The following is an 18994-nucleotide window of genomic DNA, read 5'->3' as shown; positions in this document are numbered from 1 at the left end:
TTTTAGAGATCGCTTCGTACCTCGCGATGACGGTAACATCCCGGCATTGGGTGCGGGGCTCATCCCCTTCAGGGGAACGAGGGGTGAGGGTGGCCAATGTCGTTTAGTTCACTGAATTTCGTCTTTGCGAGTGAGGAACGAGCGAAGCAATCTCATACAGTTAGGAGATCGCTTCGTTCCTCGCGATGACAGTAACATAGTTTTATACCCCCCTTTTCAAAGTTTTCAATTCATCCTAAATTACCCAAAACCCTCCCGGCGAATTTTCATGGCTCCTTCACACTAAAAAATTAAGGAAAACAAAGCTTATTTAGAATCATTCTAAGTATATTTGAGCGCATTCTGCCTTATGGTGAATAAAATGCAGGCATTTGCTTCTCGTTTAACAAATTAAATGCTGTAAATTAGAACTTTGGCCTGTGATAAACCGTAGAAAACAAAACTTATACACGGCAAAAACCAAAGGCATTTTGTAAATTTGAAAAACCTTTGCAGGGCCTTTAAAAAGGCTGCCTTGGGCTGTTAAAACCAACTTACTGGACCGAACCAACACATACCGGCGCCACGCGCATGCCCCTTGGGCCACTGCAACGCTTAACCTGCGTTGGGTAAGGGGAGTTTTTGTGGGAGTGTTTTTGTTGGCATCTTTACTTTCTTTTTCGCAAACTATTTGGTTTGAAGATTTTAATTCTTATGGCAACGGAGTTAATGATCCGGGTGATGGTAGCTGGAGTGTGAATACATCAGGAGGAAACCTAGGCACTTTTTCGGTTCAGTCTTTTGAATTTTTTTCACAATCAAATCCTGCTGGTGAGTTTATTTGGATTACGGAGGCAATTACCATACCGGCAAATCCTTTTAAAATAAGTTTTAGCATTAATTCCTCTGGAGCAGGCCTTGATCCTGACGATTATTTAAGAGCAACATATCAGATTGATGGTGGTATTGAAACAACTTTTTTTGAAGATTTCGATGATTTTGGCCCTGTAGTTGCCAGCAGTGTCAACCTTTCTGGTTCATCCTTGATCCTTAGAATTTATACTCGTACCTCCTTCACTGATGAATATTATACTTTTGATAATGTACTGGTTGAAGAATTCACCCCAACCGTGCTTTATTCCAGAGGGAATTTTCTATGGAGTAATACCAACGCATGGTCTACTACCCCTGGGGGATTATCTTGTTCATGTATTCCAGATTCTGAAACGGAAGTAATTATTCAAAATTCGCATACTATTTCTATAAACAATGCCTCAGCCCAGGCAATGAGTGTGCTAGTGGAGACAGGAGGAACAATTAGTTGGAACTCCTCATTTGATGTTTTAACTCTTTTCAATAATGGCACTTTAGAAGTTGAAAACGGTGGTTCTTTAGATGAGAACAATCAAATGAGCGCTGGATTAGTAATTGCGGATGGCAGTAGCTTATACTCAATTCTTAACAACGGGTATTTTGAGATAGATTACCTCACACTTGAAAACACAAATTGCCAGGTCGAACTATCAGGCTCCGGCAATATTACAATCAACAATAGTATAACTCTAGATAATCCAAATATTATTGTAACAAATAACAACACAGGTACAATTACAGTTACTAATGATATCGTACTGAACAATCTGAACTGTGAGTTCATAAACAATGGAACCATAAACCTTGGCGATGACTTATTTGGAGATGGTACCTTCAATACATATTTTCGTAATACCGGAACAATCACTCAAACAGGAGATTTTGGCTCCACCAACAATTTAAGCATCTACAACCTGAGTGGTGCTAACTGGAATTGGAGAGGCACTGTCTTTGGGATGTTAAATTTATATGCCAATTACAGTAACAACACCTTCACCTACGAAGGAGCCGCCCAGAATATTATACCCCCTGCCGATGCTTATTGGCACCTAAACCTGAATGGAAGCGGAACAAAAACACTAAACAACACGATAGAAGTAAATGGCCATGTAAGTATTGGGGGAGGTGTATGGTTCAATTTAAATGGAAACAAAGTTTACCTTGCAGGCAACTGGAATAATGGGGGTACTGATGCCAATTCAGGCAATGTAATATTCGATGGAGATGCCAATCAATCCATTAATAATACCGGAGGAGAAATATTTCAAAATATCGTCATCAACAAATCCAACGGGTTTCTTTACCTGAATGATGAGGTGCAGGTAAGCGATTCCATTGGCTTTGTGCAAGGCCGGGTGAACACCAACGACCATACACTTTACCTTGCCAACCCTGCAATATCAGGAGTAAATAATGGGTGGACCTATACCTCAGGTTACATCATCGGTCGTTTCGAAAGAGCCATCAACAGCACTGCTGTAAATTACCAATTTCCTGTCGGGGATGCAGCCAGCCAGATGCTGGTATTGAATGTAAATTCCTTGGGCAGTGCCGGCTCTGTAGTAGCCCGGTTCATACTCACCGACCCCGGTTCCGGAGGGCTTCCTGTTACCGATGGGGCTTCTACCATCTATCACCAGTTTACAGAAGGTTACTGGTCGTTGCTGGGTAAAAACAGTTTTTCTGCTACCGATTACGACCTCAGCCTCAATGCCACCGGTTTTAATGACTATGTGATAGATGCCAACACCCGGTTAATTACCCGCTCCGTAGGCAATGATTGGGACAATCCTGTGGAAGGCAACCATGCACCCGCTGTGCCGCCGGTGGTAAACCGCACCGGCATCACTGGGCGCAATATTAATACAGCTACTGCTGTAGAATTTGGCTGCGGGCATCCGGTTTGTGTGGTACCTGTTATTGGCGACCAGCCGGCAAGCTTGTCCGATCAATGTCCGGGAAGCACTGTAAATTTTTCTGTTATTGCCACTGGTGGGGGAACTCTGAGTTATCAATGGTACAAAACAGGTAGCCCAGATTTAGCATTAAGTAATGGCCCAGGCATTTCAGGTGCCACAAGCAATACCCTTACGCTTAGCAGCATCGATGCCGGGGATGTAGGAAGTTACTATTGCGTGGTGGATAATATTTGTGCAGGTAATGCCACTTTCAATACGGTAAGTTTGGGGTTGGATGGAGTAGATCCGGTGATTACGACCTGCGCTATTACCAGAAATATCGAGGGATGTGGAACAGCAGCCATCTCAGGGCCTGTATTTTCAGCCATTACAGCCAATTCTTCTGAAGCAGAATTTGAAAATGCAACCAACCAGGGAGTTGCCAGTGATGTCTGCGGTATCACTTCTGTAACCTATATTGATGTGGCAGTCGGAACCTGTCTAATCGTGGTAACCCGCACCTGGACAATATTCGATGCTGCCGGAAATTCCAGCTCATGCAACCAGACCATCAATGTAGACGACAATACAGCACCCACCTGGACAACAGCCGCTGGCGCTCTGAATGCGACATTGGAATGCAGTGATGCAGCAGGCATTGCAACGGCCCAGGCTTTGTTTCCTGTGGCAAGCGATAACTGCGATGCAGACGTAACGAATATCGTAAAAACAAGCGGGGCATTTGTAGCTGGAACCTGTGGCAATGCGGGCACCTATACCAACACCTGGACAGTGACGGACGATTGTGGTAATGTTAGCGCAGTTTATACGCAGGTAATTACAATAACCGACAATACAGTACCCACCTGGACAACAGCGGCTGGCGCTCTGAATGCGACATTGGAATGCAGTGATGCAGCAGGCATTGCAACGGCCCAGGCTTTGTTTCCAGTGGCAAGCGATAACTGCGATGCAGACGTAACGAATATCGTAAAAACAAGCGGGGCATTTGTAGCAGGATCCTGTGGCAATGCAGGCACCTATACCAACACCTGGACAGTGACGGACGATTGTGGCAATGTTAGCGCAGTTTATACGCAGGTAATTACAATAACCGACAATACAGTACCCACCTGGACAACAGCGGCTGGCGCTCTGAATGCGACATTGGAATGCAGTGATGCAGCAGGCATTGCAACGGCCCAGGCTTTGTTTCCAGTGGCAAGCGATAACTGCGATGCAGACGTAACGAATATCGTAAAAACAAGCGGAGCATTTGTGGCAGGAACCTGTGGCAATGCAGGCACCTATACCAACACCTGGACAGTGACGGACGATTGTGGTAATGTTAGCGCAGTTTATACGCAGGTAATTACAATAACCGACAATACAGTACCCACCTGGACCACAGCGGCCGGCGCTCTGAATGCGACATTGGAATGCAGTGATGCGCCAGGCATCGCAGCAGCCCAGGCTTTGTTTCCTGTGGCAAGCGATAACTGCGATGCAGACGTAACGAATATCGTAAAAACAAGCGGAGCATTTGTGGCAGGAACCTGTGGCAATGCAGGCACCTATACCAACACCTGGACAGTGACGGACGATTGTGGTAATGTTAGCGCAGTTTATACGCAGGTAATTACCATTACCGACAATACAGTACCCACCTGGACCACCGCGGCTGGCGCTCTGAATGCGACATTGGAATGCAGTGATGCAGCAGGCATTGCAACGGCCCAGGCTTTGTTTCCAGTGGCAAGCGATAACTGCGATGCAGACGTAACGAATATCGTAAAAACAAGCGGGGCATTTGTAGCTGGAACCTGTGGCAATGCGGGCACCTATACCAACACCTGGACAGTGACGGACGATTGTGGCAATGTTAGCGCAGTTTATACGCAAGTAATAACAATTACCGACAATACAGTACCCACCTGGACCACAGTGGCCGGCGCTCTGAATGCGACATTGGAATGCAGTGATGCAGCAGGCATCGCAACAGCACAGGCATTGTTTCCAGTGGCAAGCGATAACTGCGATGCAGACGTAACGAATATCGTAAAAACAAGCGGGGCATTTGTAGCTGGAACCTGTGGCAATGCGGGCACCTATACCAACACCTGGACAGTGACGGACGATTGTGGCAATGTAAGCGCAGTTTATACGCAAGTAATAACAATTACCGACAATACAGTACCCACCTGGACCACAGTGGCCGGCGCTCTGAATGCGACATTGGAATGCAGTGATGCAGCAGGCATCGCAGCAGCCCAGGCTTTGTTTCCAGTGGCAAGCGATAACTGCGATGCAGACGTAACGAATATCGTAAAAACAAGCGGAGCATTTGTGGCAGGAACCTGTGGCAATGCAGGCACCTATACCAACACCTGGACAGTGACGGACGATTGTGGTAATGTTAGCGCAGTTTATACGCAGGTAATTACAATAACCGACAATACAGTACCCACCTGGACCACAGCGGCCGGCGCTCTGAATGCGACATTGGAATGCAGTGATGCGCCAGGCATCGCAGCAGCCCAGGCTTTGTTTCCTGTGGCAAGCGATAACTGCGATGCAGACGTAACGAATATCGTAAAAACAAGCGGAGCATTTGTGGCAGGAACCTGTGGCAATGCAGGCACCTATACCAACACCTGGACAGTGACGGACGATTGTGGTAATGTTAGCGCAGTTTATACGCAGGTAATTACCATTACCGACAATACAGTACCCACCTGGACCACCGCGGCTGGCGCTCTGAATGCGACATTGGAATGCAGTGATGCAGCAGGCATTGCAACGGCCCAGGCTTTGTTTCCAGTGGCAAGCGATAACTGCGATGCAGACGTAACGAATATCGTAAAAACAAGCGGGGCATTTGTAGCAGGATCCTGTGGCAATGCAGGCACCTATACCAACACCTGGACAGTGACGGACGATTGTGGCAATGTTAGCGCAGTTTATACGCAGGTAATTACAATAACCGACAATACAGTACCCACCTGGACAACAGCGGCTGGCGCTCTGAATGCGACATTGGAATGCAGTGATGCAGCAGGCATTGCAACGGCCCAGGCTTTGTTTCCAGTGGCAAGCGATAACTGCGATGCAGACGTAACGAATATCGTAAAAACAAGCGGAGCATTTGTGGCAGGAACCTGTGGCAATGCAGGCACCTATACCAACACCTGGACAGTGACGGACGATTGTGGTAATGTTAGCGCAGTTTATACGCAGGTAATTACAATAACCGACAATACAGTACCCACCTGGACCACAGCGGCCGGCGCTCTGAATGCGACATTGGAATGCAGTGATGCGCCAGGCATCGCAGCAGCCCAGGCTTTGTTTCCTGTGGCAAGCGATAACTGCGATGCAGACGTAACGAATATCGTAAAAACAAGCGGAGCATTTGTGGCAGGAACCTGTGGCAATGCAGGCACCTATACCAACACCTGGACAGTGACGGACGATTGTGGTAATGTTAGCGCAGTTTATACGCAGGTAATTACTTTAACAGATAATACCCCACCAACCGCTTCAAATCCAGCTTCAATTAATGTTCAATGTATAGCAAATATTCCTTTACCCGACATTACGGTTGTTGTTGACGAGGCTGATAATTGTGATCCATTTCCTTTAGTTTCTTTTGTGAGTGATTCTGATAATGGTGGTGAAGGTTCGACATTAGATCCATATATAGTGACCCGTACGTATCGTATTACTGATAATTGTGGAAACTTTATTGATGTTGTTCAAACCTTAACAGCTATTGACAATACACCTCCTACTATTACCTGTCCAATTGATGTATTGCAAAATAATGATGCAGGTTTGTGTTCAGCAGTTGTAAATGGAATTGAGCCATTGGCGCCAACCAACGACAATTGTGGTGTTGTTTTGCAGACCTGGGCATTGGCAGGGGCAACAACAGGCAATTCAGCAGCAACGGGTATCAACGATGCCTCGGGACAAACCTTTAATGTAGGCGTTACCACAGTTAGTTATACAATCCAGGATGCAGTAGGTAACAGCAACACCTGTAGTTTCACTGTCACCATAAATGATTCTGAGATCCCAACCGTCCTCACTCAACCCCCTTTCAACCTTACCATTAGTCTGGCCACCGGCATAGCAGTAATTGATACCCTCGACATCGACAATGGTAGCTTTGACAATTGCGGCCTTATTGTTTCGCGCAGCATCGACATCGACACCTTCCGTTGCAACGACATTGGTTCAGTAATACCAGTTACCCTTACCGTGACCGATGCTTCCGGAAACAGTGGCACAGGAGTTACCAATGTAACGGTTACTGGTTACGATGTGGAACCTGTGATTACTGCTACCCGCATAAGCGATACTATTTTGTGTTCAGGCGAATCGGTAGAAGTAAATTTGAACTCCAATACCGATTCTACTTCCTACAATTGGACAATCACTGCCCACCCCGATATAACAGGTTATTCCGACGGAGGTGTGGTGTACCCTGCCAATGGCGACTTTTTGTTTAACCAACAGTTTTTAAATGGAGGAGACACTGCAAGGCTGATAGCCATTGCATTCACTCCCGAATTGTTCGAGCTTTGTACCTATCCAGCTGCCGATACTATCTTGTATTTCTGGGTAGTACCTGGCTTGTCGGCTTTGGTTCCTGAAGGTGATACTATTTGCAACAACGAAATAACTAATATTACCATCGCTAGTCCGAACGAATTTGAAAACCTTCGTTTCCGCTACGAAATTCTACCCGACAATCCACTGCTGCTGCATGTGGGTTATGCCGGCGATACCGCCAGCATGCGTAAAGACAGTGTAGTAAAAGACACGCTTATTAACAGTAGTTCAGTTGCTCAGCGGGCTGTCTTAGTGGTCAGTCCCTATGTTACAGGAGTAGGTGGAGGCGGATCGGGTTGCCCGGGCACCTCTGATAATATGGTTATCTGGGTAGAACCCACCATTGCCATTACAGCCATAGACGATACCTTGTGCAGTGGTGGTTCCACCAACATCGATGTACAAAGCAGCGATGTACCTTACCATGGCATACGCTATACCTGGAGGGTAAGCGATTTATCGGGTGGGGCCATTACAGGCTGGGTCAACAGTGCAGGCAATGGTTTACCCATTGCTGCAAACCTTCAGCAAACACTTACCAACAGTGGGGCCGATACGGCCAGTGTGGTATACTGGATTACCCCGCACAGTATTTGGGGCGACAGCAGTTTGCATTGCTCGGGCGATTCGATTGCTGTGCGTATTTTGGTAAACCCGGTACCGGACATTGGAGTTTCGGCCGATGTGGATACCCTGTGCAACGAAGCTACAGTATCCTTTATCCTCACTAACCCGAACGGAGTGACCACAGGCACCTGGGCTTACGACCTGAGTGTGATCACCAGCAATGCCTTGGTAAGCGGATATACCGAAGCCACTGACACAACAGTATTAACCATAAACGACCTTTTATTCAACCCGACCAATGATGTACAATGGGTTGACTATAGGTTCCACCCGCAGATACTGAACCCGAGCCAGGTGATTAGTGATTGTGATGCAGGAGTGGTGAACGACACTACTATCCGGATCTGGATTAACCCCACACCACGCATCAGTGTATCGACCCCCGACACCCTGGTGTGCGACAGTGCTACGGTGACTTTTACCCTCGATAGTTTACTGGCAGGTACCACAGGAAGGTGGGCGTATGCGGTAAGCACTACCAGCAGCAATGGGTCAGCGGTAAGGGGCGATACCACCCTGAGTGGACAAAACACCAACCTGACCCTTCAGTTAGACAATTACACCGATACGGTACAATGGATAGAATACACCTTCCACCCCTACATCGAAGATCCCCGTCTGGGACTGGCCTCCTGCGATGCAGGTACAGGACTTGATACCACCCTTCGTATCTGGATAGAGCCAACACCCACAGCTACCTTGAGTACAACTAAGGATACTTTGTGTGCAGGTGATACCACAGATATTCTGATTTCTTCGTTGAGCGCACCATTTTACCCGGTTCGGTTTGAATATTTTACCCAGGCCGATAGCCCGGCTGATGTCATTATCACACCGACAGGAGTTACCAGTGGTTTGTTAACTGGCCAGATCATACGCGATGAACTGATTAATACTAGCAATACCGCTCAGCGGGTGGTGTACAAAGTAGTACCTTATACGGTAGATGGACTGAATGCTGTTCAATGTCAAGGCGATACTTTGTATTATTCAATCATGGTTGAACCTGCGCTGGTGGCCATACTCACCCCAACCACAGATACCATTTGCAGTGGTGAGCCGGTTAACATAGAAATTAGCTCAACGAGCATCACCTCTCAGCCGCTGCGGTTTTATTATGAAATTATTCCGGTAAACCCAGCCTCCATATACGTAGGGTACGACACTATTCCTAATGGCACTGTGGCCCTTGATACAGGTATGATAATCGTAGATACCCTCATCAACCTGAGTGATGTAGCCCAGCAGGTGAGGTTTTATGTCACTGCCTATGTGCAGAACGATGACGGACTTGGCTGTCCGGGTGTGACAACCGTATCCGATATCTGGGTAGAACCCACCATTGCCATCACAGCCATAGACGACACCTTGTGCAGTGGTGGTTCCACCAACATCGATGTACAAAGCAGCGATGTACCTTACCATGGCATACGCTATACCTGGAGGGTAAGCGATTTATCGGGTGGGGCCATTACAGGCTGGGTCAACAGTGCAGGCAATGGTTTACCCATTGCTGCAAACCTTCAGCAAACACTTACCAACAGTGGGGCCGATACGGCCAGTGTGGTATACTGGATTACCCCGCACAGCATATGGGGCGACAGCAGTTTGCATTGCTCGGGCGATTCGATTGCTGTGCATATTTTGGTAAACCCGGTACCGGACATTGGAGTTTCGGCCGATGTGGATACCCTGTGCAACGAAGCTGCAGTAGCCTTTATCCTCACCAACCCGAACGGAGTGACCACAGGCACCTGGGCTTACGACCTGAGTGTGATCACCAGCAATGCCTTGGTAAGCGGATATACCGAAGCCACGGACACAACAGTATTAACCATAAACGACCTTTTATTCAACCCGACCAATGATGTACAATGGGTTGACTATAGGTTCCACCCGCAGATACTGAACCCGAGCCAGGTGATTAGTGATTGTGATGCAGGAGTGGTGAACGACACTACTATCCGGATCTGGATTAACCCCACACCACGCATCAGTGTATCGACCCCCGACACCCTGGTGTGCGACAGTGCTACGGTGACTTTTACCCTCGATAGTTTACTGGCAGGTACCACAGGAAGGTGGGCGTATGCGGTAAGCACTACCAGCAGCAATGGGTCAGCGGTAAGGGGCGATACCACCCTGAGTGGACAAAACACCAACCTGACCCTTCAGTTAGACAATTACACCGATACGGTACAATGGATAGAATACACCTTCCACCCATACATCGAAGACCCCCGTCTGGGACTGGCCTCCTGTGATGCAGGTACAGGACTTGATACCACCCTTCGTATCTGGATAGAGCCAACTCCAAAGGGAACAGTAACACCCCAATACGACACCATTTGTAACGGGAATGAAACAGCCTTTACACTGGGCAGTGAGAGCGAACCTTTCTATCCGATTCGTTTCCGGTATGTGGCCGAACCTGAAAATGCAGATTCGGTAGATGTATTTACCGACGTAAACGGCAACACCGGAAGGCTCAGGGATGATATAATCCGCGACCGGATTGACAACCTTTCTGACACCTCTCAACGGGTAAGGTATGTAATTACACCTTATACTATTGATGAATTTGGCATCGAACAGTGTACCAACGGACAGAACGACACGGTATATGTCATGGTTGAGCCCAGTCTGAACACAGTATTGGTTCCACCGGGCGACACCATTTGCGATGGCGAAGCAGTAAATATACAGGTAACCAGCACCAGCCGCACCGCGGGCGAATTGCGTTTCCGCTACAAGGTGGTGCCGCAGCATCCTGGAAGTGTAGACATAGCTTATTACAACATAACCGATACAGCCAGTGTACCAAGAAACTACTTCATTCGCGATACCCTCACCAACCTGAGCGATAGTGCCCAGCTGGTATGGTTTGTATCAGAAGCTTTTGTGGAGAGCGGAATAATGAACTGCCCTGCATTACCCGATACAGCCCATGTATGGGTAGAACCAGAACCAAAGGTAAGCTTACTTCCTGCCATTGACACACTTTGCGATGGCAGTTATACTGCTATCCGGATTATCAGTCCGACTATATCCACACACCCTGTGCGTTTTAGTTTCGAAAGAATTTACAATGCGGGCAACATTCAAGTTTTAGAGGGTGCCGACACCAACCTTCAGACTACAGATTTGATAAGCGATCAGCTAATTAACCTGAGTGATACGGCGCAACTTATCCGTTATGTAGTAAGACCTTATACTGTCGATGACGATACAAATCAACGCTGTGTGGGCGGAATGACTGATACAGCCGATGTGTGGATCGAGCCAACACCAAGAGTAGTGGCACAGCCTGGCGGCGATACCATTTGTGATAACGATCAGGTATCCATTTTACTGAACAGCATTACATCGCCCACCTTGCCAGTGCGGTTTGTTTATACAGCACAAGCCCTTAATCCGGGTAGTGTTGCTGTAAGCTATGCAGCCGACACAATTGGTCTTGTCAATGGAGCGGTGCTCAACGACCGTCTCGATAACCTCACCGATACCGCACAAATGGTTCGTTTTGTATTTTGGTCCTATACGGTGATGCCTTCGGTGACTATTCGCTGTTATGGCATCCCGGATACTACTTTCATCTGGGTCGAACCCACCCCGAAAGCTCTTTTGTCTCCCCAGGCCGATACCTTGTGCAACAATGTGCGCACCAGTATTTTTATTACCAGTCCCACAGGGGCTACCCTGCCAGTACGGTTTAGCTATACCCGCCTATACGATAGCGACAGTCTGACAGTGGTCTCCGGCGGGTTGGATACAAATCTCGCCAAAGGCTTTGAGATAGCCGATAGCCTGATTAATCTGAGCGATACCGCCCAGTTAATCGAATACATTGTAACTCCTTATCTGGTCGATGCTGTTGGAAATTACCGTTGCTTCAACCTTAACGATACGGCTCGCATATGGGTAGAACCTACGCCAAAGGTTATTGTTACACCCGAATTTGATACCATTTGTAACGGTGACGAAACAGCCTTTACACTCTATAGTCAAAGTGGTCCAACCCGACCCATAAGATTCAGGTATATAGCAGAACCTGATTTCCCTCTTGAAGTTGTTATATCTCCGGATGTCAATGGCAACTCAGACCGTCTGAATGGGGATGTCATTCATGATAGGTTGGTGAACCTTTCCGATACTGCACAACGGGTGCGTTATGTTGTCACGCCATATACCATCGATGGAAATGGCAGCGAGCATTGTGCCAATGGAGAAAACGATACGGTTTTTGTGGTGATTGAACCTTCGCTTTATGTCGAACTGCAACCATCAGGGGATACAATTTGCGACGGTGATGCAGTGGATATTTTAGTCGACAGCCGCAGCAGACCGCAAACCCCCTTGCTTTTCCGATATCGAATAGAACCGGAGAACCCCGACAGTGTAAGCATCAGCTATTTTAATGCTCCTGATACAATTGGGGTATCAAGGGGTTATCATATTCGCGATGTCATTACCAACCTAAGCGATACGGCACAAAAAGTTTACTTCATAGCATCGCCCTACGTATTTGGTAGTGTGGAAAAATGCCCCGGTATTCCTGACACATCCATAGTTTGGGTTGAACCAACACCGAAAATACTCCTTCAACCCCAGACCGACACCTTGTGTAACGAAGAATACACCAACATTCTGCTTACCAGTGTAACAAAGGCTACCTTAGCTGTGCGGTTTAGTTTTGAAAGGATATACAATTCCGCTAATCTGACCGTTGTACCGGGTGGTTCCGATACCAACCTGTTTAAAAACGATGTAATTAACGATCAACTTATCAACCTTAACGATACTGCGCAGGTTATCCAATATGTGGTAAGACCTTATACCATCGATGACGATTCCATTCCGCGCTGCTTTGGCCAGGCCGATACCACCACATTGTGGGTAGAACCTACACCAAAAATTGAATTACTGCCCGATGCCGATACCCTATGTAACCTTGGCTTTACCAACATTGCCATTACCAGTATAAGTATACCAACAAGACCTATACGTTTTTATTATACTGCCCGTCCCGATTACCCTGATAGTGTGGTGGTAACATATACAGCTGATACCACCGATCTGGCCAATGGATTTGTTATTGCCGACCAGATCGAAAACTTGTCTGACACAGCCCAATTGGTAAGGTTTATTGTTACACCCTACACAACCGGTAACAATGGAGCAATCCAATGTGTCAATGGTGATAACGATACGGCCTATATTTGGGTAGAACCTTCGCCTAAAGTGCTCCTTCAACCTCAGGCCGACACCTTGTGTAACCCGGGCGAAACCTTTATTCGCCTTACAACGCCTACCCAGTCGATGTACCCGGTTTTGTTTCGGTACCAGGTTATAGAAGAAAATCCGGATAGTGTGAATGTGGTGATCAATGGGGCAATTGCCGGTTTACCAGAAGGCTATGTTATTTCCGATTCCCTCATCAATCTTTCCGATACAGCTCAGTTGGTTCATTTTATTGTTACACCTTACATTCTCGATGCACTGGGCAATGAGCATTGTAGTGGTTTGAATGATACAGCCCTTATTTGGGTAGAGCCAACGCCAAAAGTAATAGTGGTTCCCCAAGGCGATACCATTTGCAGCGGCGATCTGGCCGAATTTATCATTACCAGTGTGAGCAAGCCGATTTGGCCGGTACGTTTCGATTATTCGGTTGTCATCGATAACCCTGATAGCGTCACTGTAACTTACCTAACTGACAGCATTGGCTTTTATAAAAACGACCTGGTCACTAACAGAATTGTTAACAACAGCGACGAAGCGCAGAGAATACGGTTTATTGTTACACCATATACAGTAACTGGAGCCGGTTTAGTGCGATGTACGGGAATGGCTGATACAGTCGAATTCTGGGTTGAGCCATTGGCTCGCGTAGGCCTGACACCGAAATTCGACACCATTTGCAACGATACCAGGGTGTTCATCGATCTGAGTTCCGTGAGCCAGCCGACCCGTCCGGTACGTTTCCGTTATTCGATTGTGGCTCCTCCTGAAGTAGTGGTGGTTTCGGGACCAAACACTAACCTGACCGTCAACGACAATATTACCGATAGCCTGCACAACACCAGCAACTTCGACCAGCTTGTGCTGTTTGTGGTTACACCTTATACACGCTATTCCAATAGTGATGTAGAACGATGTGCTGGCAGAAGTGATACAGCCTATATATGGCTTGAACCCACTGCCAGGGTGCACTTCGGCCATTATGCCGACACCATTTGTAATAACCTGAACTTCGACTCTATTTTTATACAGAGTGTTACTTTCCCCACAGTGGATGTACGATTTAATTATGAGATTGTGCCCGATAACCCGTTGCAGGTATCCTTTACCTATTCACAGCCGGTTACGAACATTTCTCGGGATTCAAGGGTAAGTGAAATACTCGAAAACCTCTCCGATACGATCCAAAGGGTAGTGGTGCGCATATCGCCCTACTTGATCGATGGCAATGGCAATACCCGCTGCGGCGGCGTATCCGATTCGGTAATCGTGCAACTCACTCCCCGATTGGTTATGCTCGATACTGCCCGTCAGTACCCACGCTACCAGATCAAATGCCATGGCGATGCCAATGGAGCCATCTACATGTTCCCCACTGGAGGTATTCTGGCCTTTGGCCCTTCTAATTTCGACCATAGCGCTATAAATTATACCCTTAATGGCTCCGACAGCTGGCCTTTCGACCAACTTACCACAAGCTATTACAAAGTCGACAGCCTGGCTGCAGGTATATATACAATGGGTGCTACCGACTTTTCTGGATGCACAGTGGCGAAAAACGATACCCTTACTCAGGCCGAAATTCCTTTTCAAACTATAATTAAGGAACGTGAAGAAATTAGTTGTGCCGGAGTGGCCGAAGGCGTTGTTTATGCTGCTAAATGGGGAGGAGCTTATTATTTGCAAGGGGTAGATACAATTGGCTTCGCAACAACTATGTGGCTGCGTTATGGATTGAATGGACTACCAGTTATTGTGACTGACACGGTTTACAATGTATTCCCAGGTGTATTCCAGGTACAAGTATGGGATACAAATGGATGCCTGGCCACCCATGATACAGTTATTTATGGTGCCAATGCCCCTGCACCGGTGCTTGCACTTACTACTTATGATGGCTATCATGTATCATGCAATGGGGCATCAGACGGTAAAATGCAATCTACCTATTTTACCTTTGGGGATACAACCCTATTTGAGTTGTTTAAAATTGAAACAGATACAGTGCTGGTTAGCGCACGAAGTACTATCGAAAATCGTACTGACTGGGAAGGACTCAATGCCGGCAACTACATGTTATTAGCCACCTCAAGTGTGGGTTGTACGGGTGGCCGCAATTTCACCATCACACAGCCGGAAAGGCTCGAACTTACCGATTATAGCCTAAGCGAATACCACAGCGGCAATTGGAATGTGGTGTGCAGCGATTCAGCCAATGGATCCATTACCCTGGATACCATTGTGGGTGGACGACCCTCGCTTTATACTTACTCATGGAGCAAGGATGGTATTCCATTCAGCACCAACAGAAACGTATCGGACCTTTCAAAAGGCACACACCGGATTATTATTAGCGATACCTATTGCTACGACACTACCGACATTGAGATTGTAGCTCCTGACAGCCTGTTTATGTCTGACCGTGTGATAGACCGTAACCTTTGTTTTGGCGATAATACAGGCCGTATTGAAGTGGTGGTTGAAGGAGGCGAAGGCCAGACCTACGAGTATCAGTGGGCACACAACAACCTTTTGAGTATTCCTGTGGCAGACAGCCTGGTGGCCGGAACTTATACATTGTCGGTATTCGACAGCATTGGTTGCGAATTGCGCGATACCATTGAATTGATTCAACCTGATCAGCTGTCACTTTCTGCTCAGTTATCGAATTACCATGGTTTTCAGATTGGATGTTTCGATGGAAACGATGGCCAGATACACATCTCTACTTCTGGTGGTACAGGACTGCGCACTTATCAATGGGCCCTCAACAATCAACCATTGGCAGGCGATAGCGTGCTGCTGAATCTGGAAGCTGGCATTTATAAGCTCTTGCTTACCGATGCCAATTTATGTAGCATAGCAGACAGTTTCGATTTGCAGCAACCCACTTTACTCGAAATTATTTCTTTCAGTAAAGAAGATAAAGTATGTTCTACTTTGGGTATTGCTACTGTAACCGCCCAGGGAGGAGTGCCCGTAGACGGAACCCACTATAATTACCTTTGGACCGATGGGTCGACCAACCAGACCAGCACCACACTCGACATTGGGAACCACCAGGTAGTGGTGACCGACTGGAATGGATGCCAGGTCGATACTTCTTTCACAATTATTTATTTATCGTTTATTACCATAGACGTGGACACCCTGAAAGCGGTATCTTGTTATGGCGATTCGGATGCCATACTCACCGTAATACCAAATGATGCAATCCTCCCCTTTAGCTATGTGCGCTGGAATGGTGTGGAAGGCGATTCTATTCTTACAAATGCGGCAGCCGGCACGTACATTGTCGAAATTATGGATTCGAAATTATGCGTCGATATCGATACCTTTGTGCTAGGACAACCTGAACCCATTGTAGAGCAGTTTACTTTGTTTGAACCAAGTTGTAATGACTTTTCCGATGGCTACATTTTGCTCGATGCCATTGGTGGCAATGGAAATTACCGCTATTGGATAGATGGCGAAGCGCTGCCTGGAGATATTGCAGAAGACCTTCCTGCTGGTACCTTTCAGATGATCATTCGTGATAAGAAATTGTGCGAAACCACAGTTGCAGTAGAGATGGATGAACCTGAAAGTCTTCTTATAGTAGAAGTAAGAGAAGAAAGAATTCCGCCAATATGCCCGGATGCACCCAATGGAACCATGGTAGTGAGTGCGATTGGAGGTACAGAGGAATATACTTTCCGCTGGCTCGACAACGATTTTACAGGAAATACCATAAACGGAATTACGGAGGGACTTTACCGTGTGAATGTCACGGATATGAATGGCTGTTTTGCTACCGACTCTATCTTTTTACTTGCTGAATTGCCCGCATGCCTTGTGATTCCAACAGCCATTTCGCCAAACGGCGACCAGATAAACGACGACTGGGATATTGCCAACCCGCTTGACCGTGACATGGATTTAACCTTTATTTATCCTCAAATGGTAGTAAAAATCTACAACCGCTGGGGACAAGCAGTATGGGAATCGGAAAGAGGTTATCCGCGTTCATCGGCCTGGAAGGGTACCGACAATTCCGGAAGAAGTTTACCGGTTGATTCTTACCATTATATTATACAACTGAATAACGATTCGGGAAGAACACTTTCCGGTATTGTAACAATAGTGAAGTAAATCCTTCCGTTTTATCAAATAAGACATTCGTTTTCATAACTAAACCCATTATTATTGTTGTTACTCACAAATTTTTATAAATATTTGCCAGGTAGCAGGAAGAAGCTGTGGTGGTTTATGCGAAAAATTTTAACCATATTATTGATAATTTGTAGCATTCCTAACCTGGGTTATGGACAGCAGGCACCTATTTTCAGTCAGTACGTACTCAACGAGTTTATTATTAATCCTTCGCTGGCTGGCATCGATGGCATGACGAGTCTTTCCTTTAACGGACGCAAACAATGGCTGGGCTATCAATATTCTCCTGAAACCTATTCGGTAAGCCTTTCAACCCGTATTCTGAAATCGACCACCCCATTAATTAATAAGAATAAACCAGGTGCTAAAAATTTTAAAAAAGGCACCTCCGGCAGGGTTGGTTTAGGTACATTTTTAATGAAAGACCGCAATGGGGCTGCCAATCGCACCACCTTTTCGGCTACTTATGCTTACCATATTTCCATGTATAATTCGCAATTGTCCTTTGGTTTGTCTTTTCTTGCCAACCAGTTTAGAATCGACGAAGAACTAGCTGCTTTTGCAAGCCCCGATGATCCACTGGCAGGATACCTGGGAGCATCAACCTATACTCCGGATGCTGCAGTGGGAGCAGATTTTTCTACCCCAACCTACCACGTTGGGTTTTCGGTATACAACCTCTTTCAATCGCCGGTGAAATTTGGCGATGTCACTGCCAACTACAAGCAGTTGCAACAAATCAGGCAGTATTATTTTTTAGGTATTTACAAAGGTAAAATAAGGTCCATTACAGAATGGAGCTATGAAGCAGGTATGATTGCCCGTGGAAATGAAAAGTTACAGGGAACTGCCGAAGTTTCGTTCAGGGTTATCTATATTGGCGAGTACTGGTTCGGAATGAGTTACCGCACAACAAAAGATGTGATAGCATTAATGGGCTTTAAATACAACCGATTTTATATCGGATACTCCTTTGATTATGGATTCAATGAATTGTCGCAATTGTCCTATGGCAGTCACGAAATTGCTGTGGCACTAAAATTAGGCGACAGTACCCGAAGGTACCGTTTCTGGGAGCGTTATTGAAGCCATGACCTTATAGTTGTATTGAGATCAAACTCTCATAATCATAAAAAAAGGATGTTGGTCAACCCAACACCCTAATTATACATTGTTATTTGAAAAGTTTTTATAAGATACCTGATTTGCAGGTGGCTACATTTCAACGAGTTCAATGTCCATGCCCGATTCGATCTCAAAATCTTCTACCTCGTCCTTCACATCCGGATCATCAGAATCGAAGAACCACTTAACCTTGACCTTGTTGCCTTCATCGCGGAATTTTTTGAGAATATCGAGCATATCAAGAATTAACCGCGAAGAGCTTGTATTGAAGTAAATTAACTTCACATGGAGCTCAAGGGGCTTTTTTTCGCTGATTATAAATTCTTTTATCCAATTTATGAGTGGAAGGTAGAATTTATAAGCTTCTTCCATGTACGATTCTCCTGAAATTTCGCATACTCCAGTCTCAGCATTAAAGAAAACCTCGGGGTAGTAAGGCGATTCGGGTTCGGTATTCAGAACAAGACTTTTCATTCGGTAAT

The 18994-nt window shown here is 46.4% G+C and carries 3 protein-coding genes; 2 read left to right on the top strand and 1 reads right to left on the bottom strand.

What is annotated here, in order from left to right; genetic code table 11:
• The first annotated feature begins 623 nt into the window (after positions 1-623).
• A complete protein-coding gene (locus IPM71_06995) occupies positions 624-17366 on the top strand; it encodes a gliding motility-associated C-terminal domain-containing protein (GenBank protein QQS52472.1) in 16743 nt (5580 codons plus the stop codon).
• 117 nt (positions 17367-17483) lie between these two features.
• Complete coding sequence (locus tag IPM71_06990; GenBank protein ID QQS52471.1) at positions 17484-18473, top strand: PorP/SprF family type IX secretion system membrane protein; 990 nt, start codon at positions 17484-17486, stop codon at positions 18471-18473.
• Positions 18474-18602: 129 nt separating this feature from the next.
• Here the strand turns inward: IPM71_06990 and IPM71_06985 are convergent, their stop codons facing one another.
• Positions 18603-18986 carry a DUF1987 domain-containing protein gene (locus IPM71_06985; GenBank protein QQS52470.1) on the bottom strand — a complete coding sequence of 128 codons (384 nt, stop codon included), beginning with the start codon at positions 18984-18986 and terminating at the stop codon, positions 18603-18605.
• Positions 18987-18994 lie beyond the last annotated feature (8 nt).

This window comes from Bacteroidota bacterium (assembly GCA_016699695.1).
In the GTDB taxonomy this organism is placed as follows: domain Bacteria; phylum Bacteroidota; class Bacteroidia; order Bacteroidales; family UBA10428; genus UBA10428.
The sequence above is the reverse complement of the archived record's forward strand: the minus strand, read 5'-3'. Positions and strand labels throughout refer to the sequence as shown.

Bases quoted from the DNA above. Each gene is read 5' to 3' on its own strand.
- IPM71_06990 (QQS52471.1), top strand. From the start codon at position 17,484: ATGCGAAAAATTTTAACCATATTATTGATAATTTGTAGCATTCCTAAC.
- IPM71_06985 (QQS52470.1), bottom strand. From the start codon at position 18,986: ATGAAAAGTCTTGTTCTGAATACCGAACCCGAATCGCCTTACTACCCC.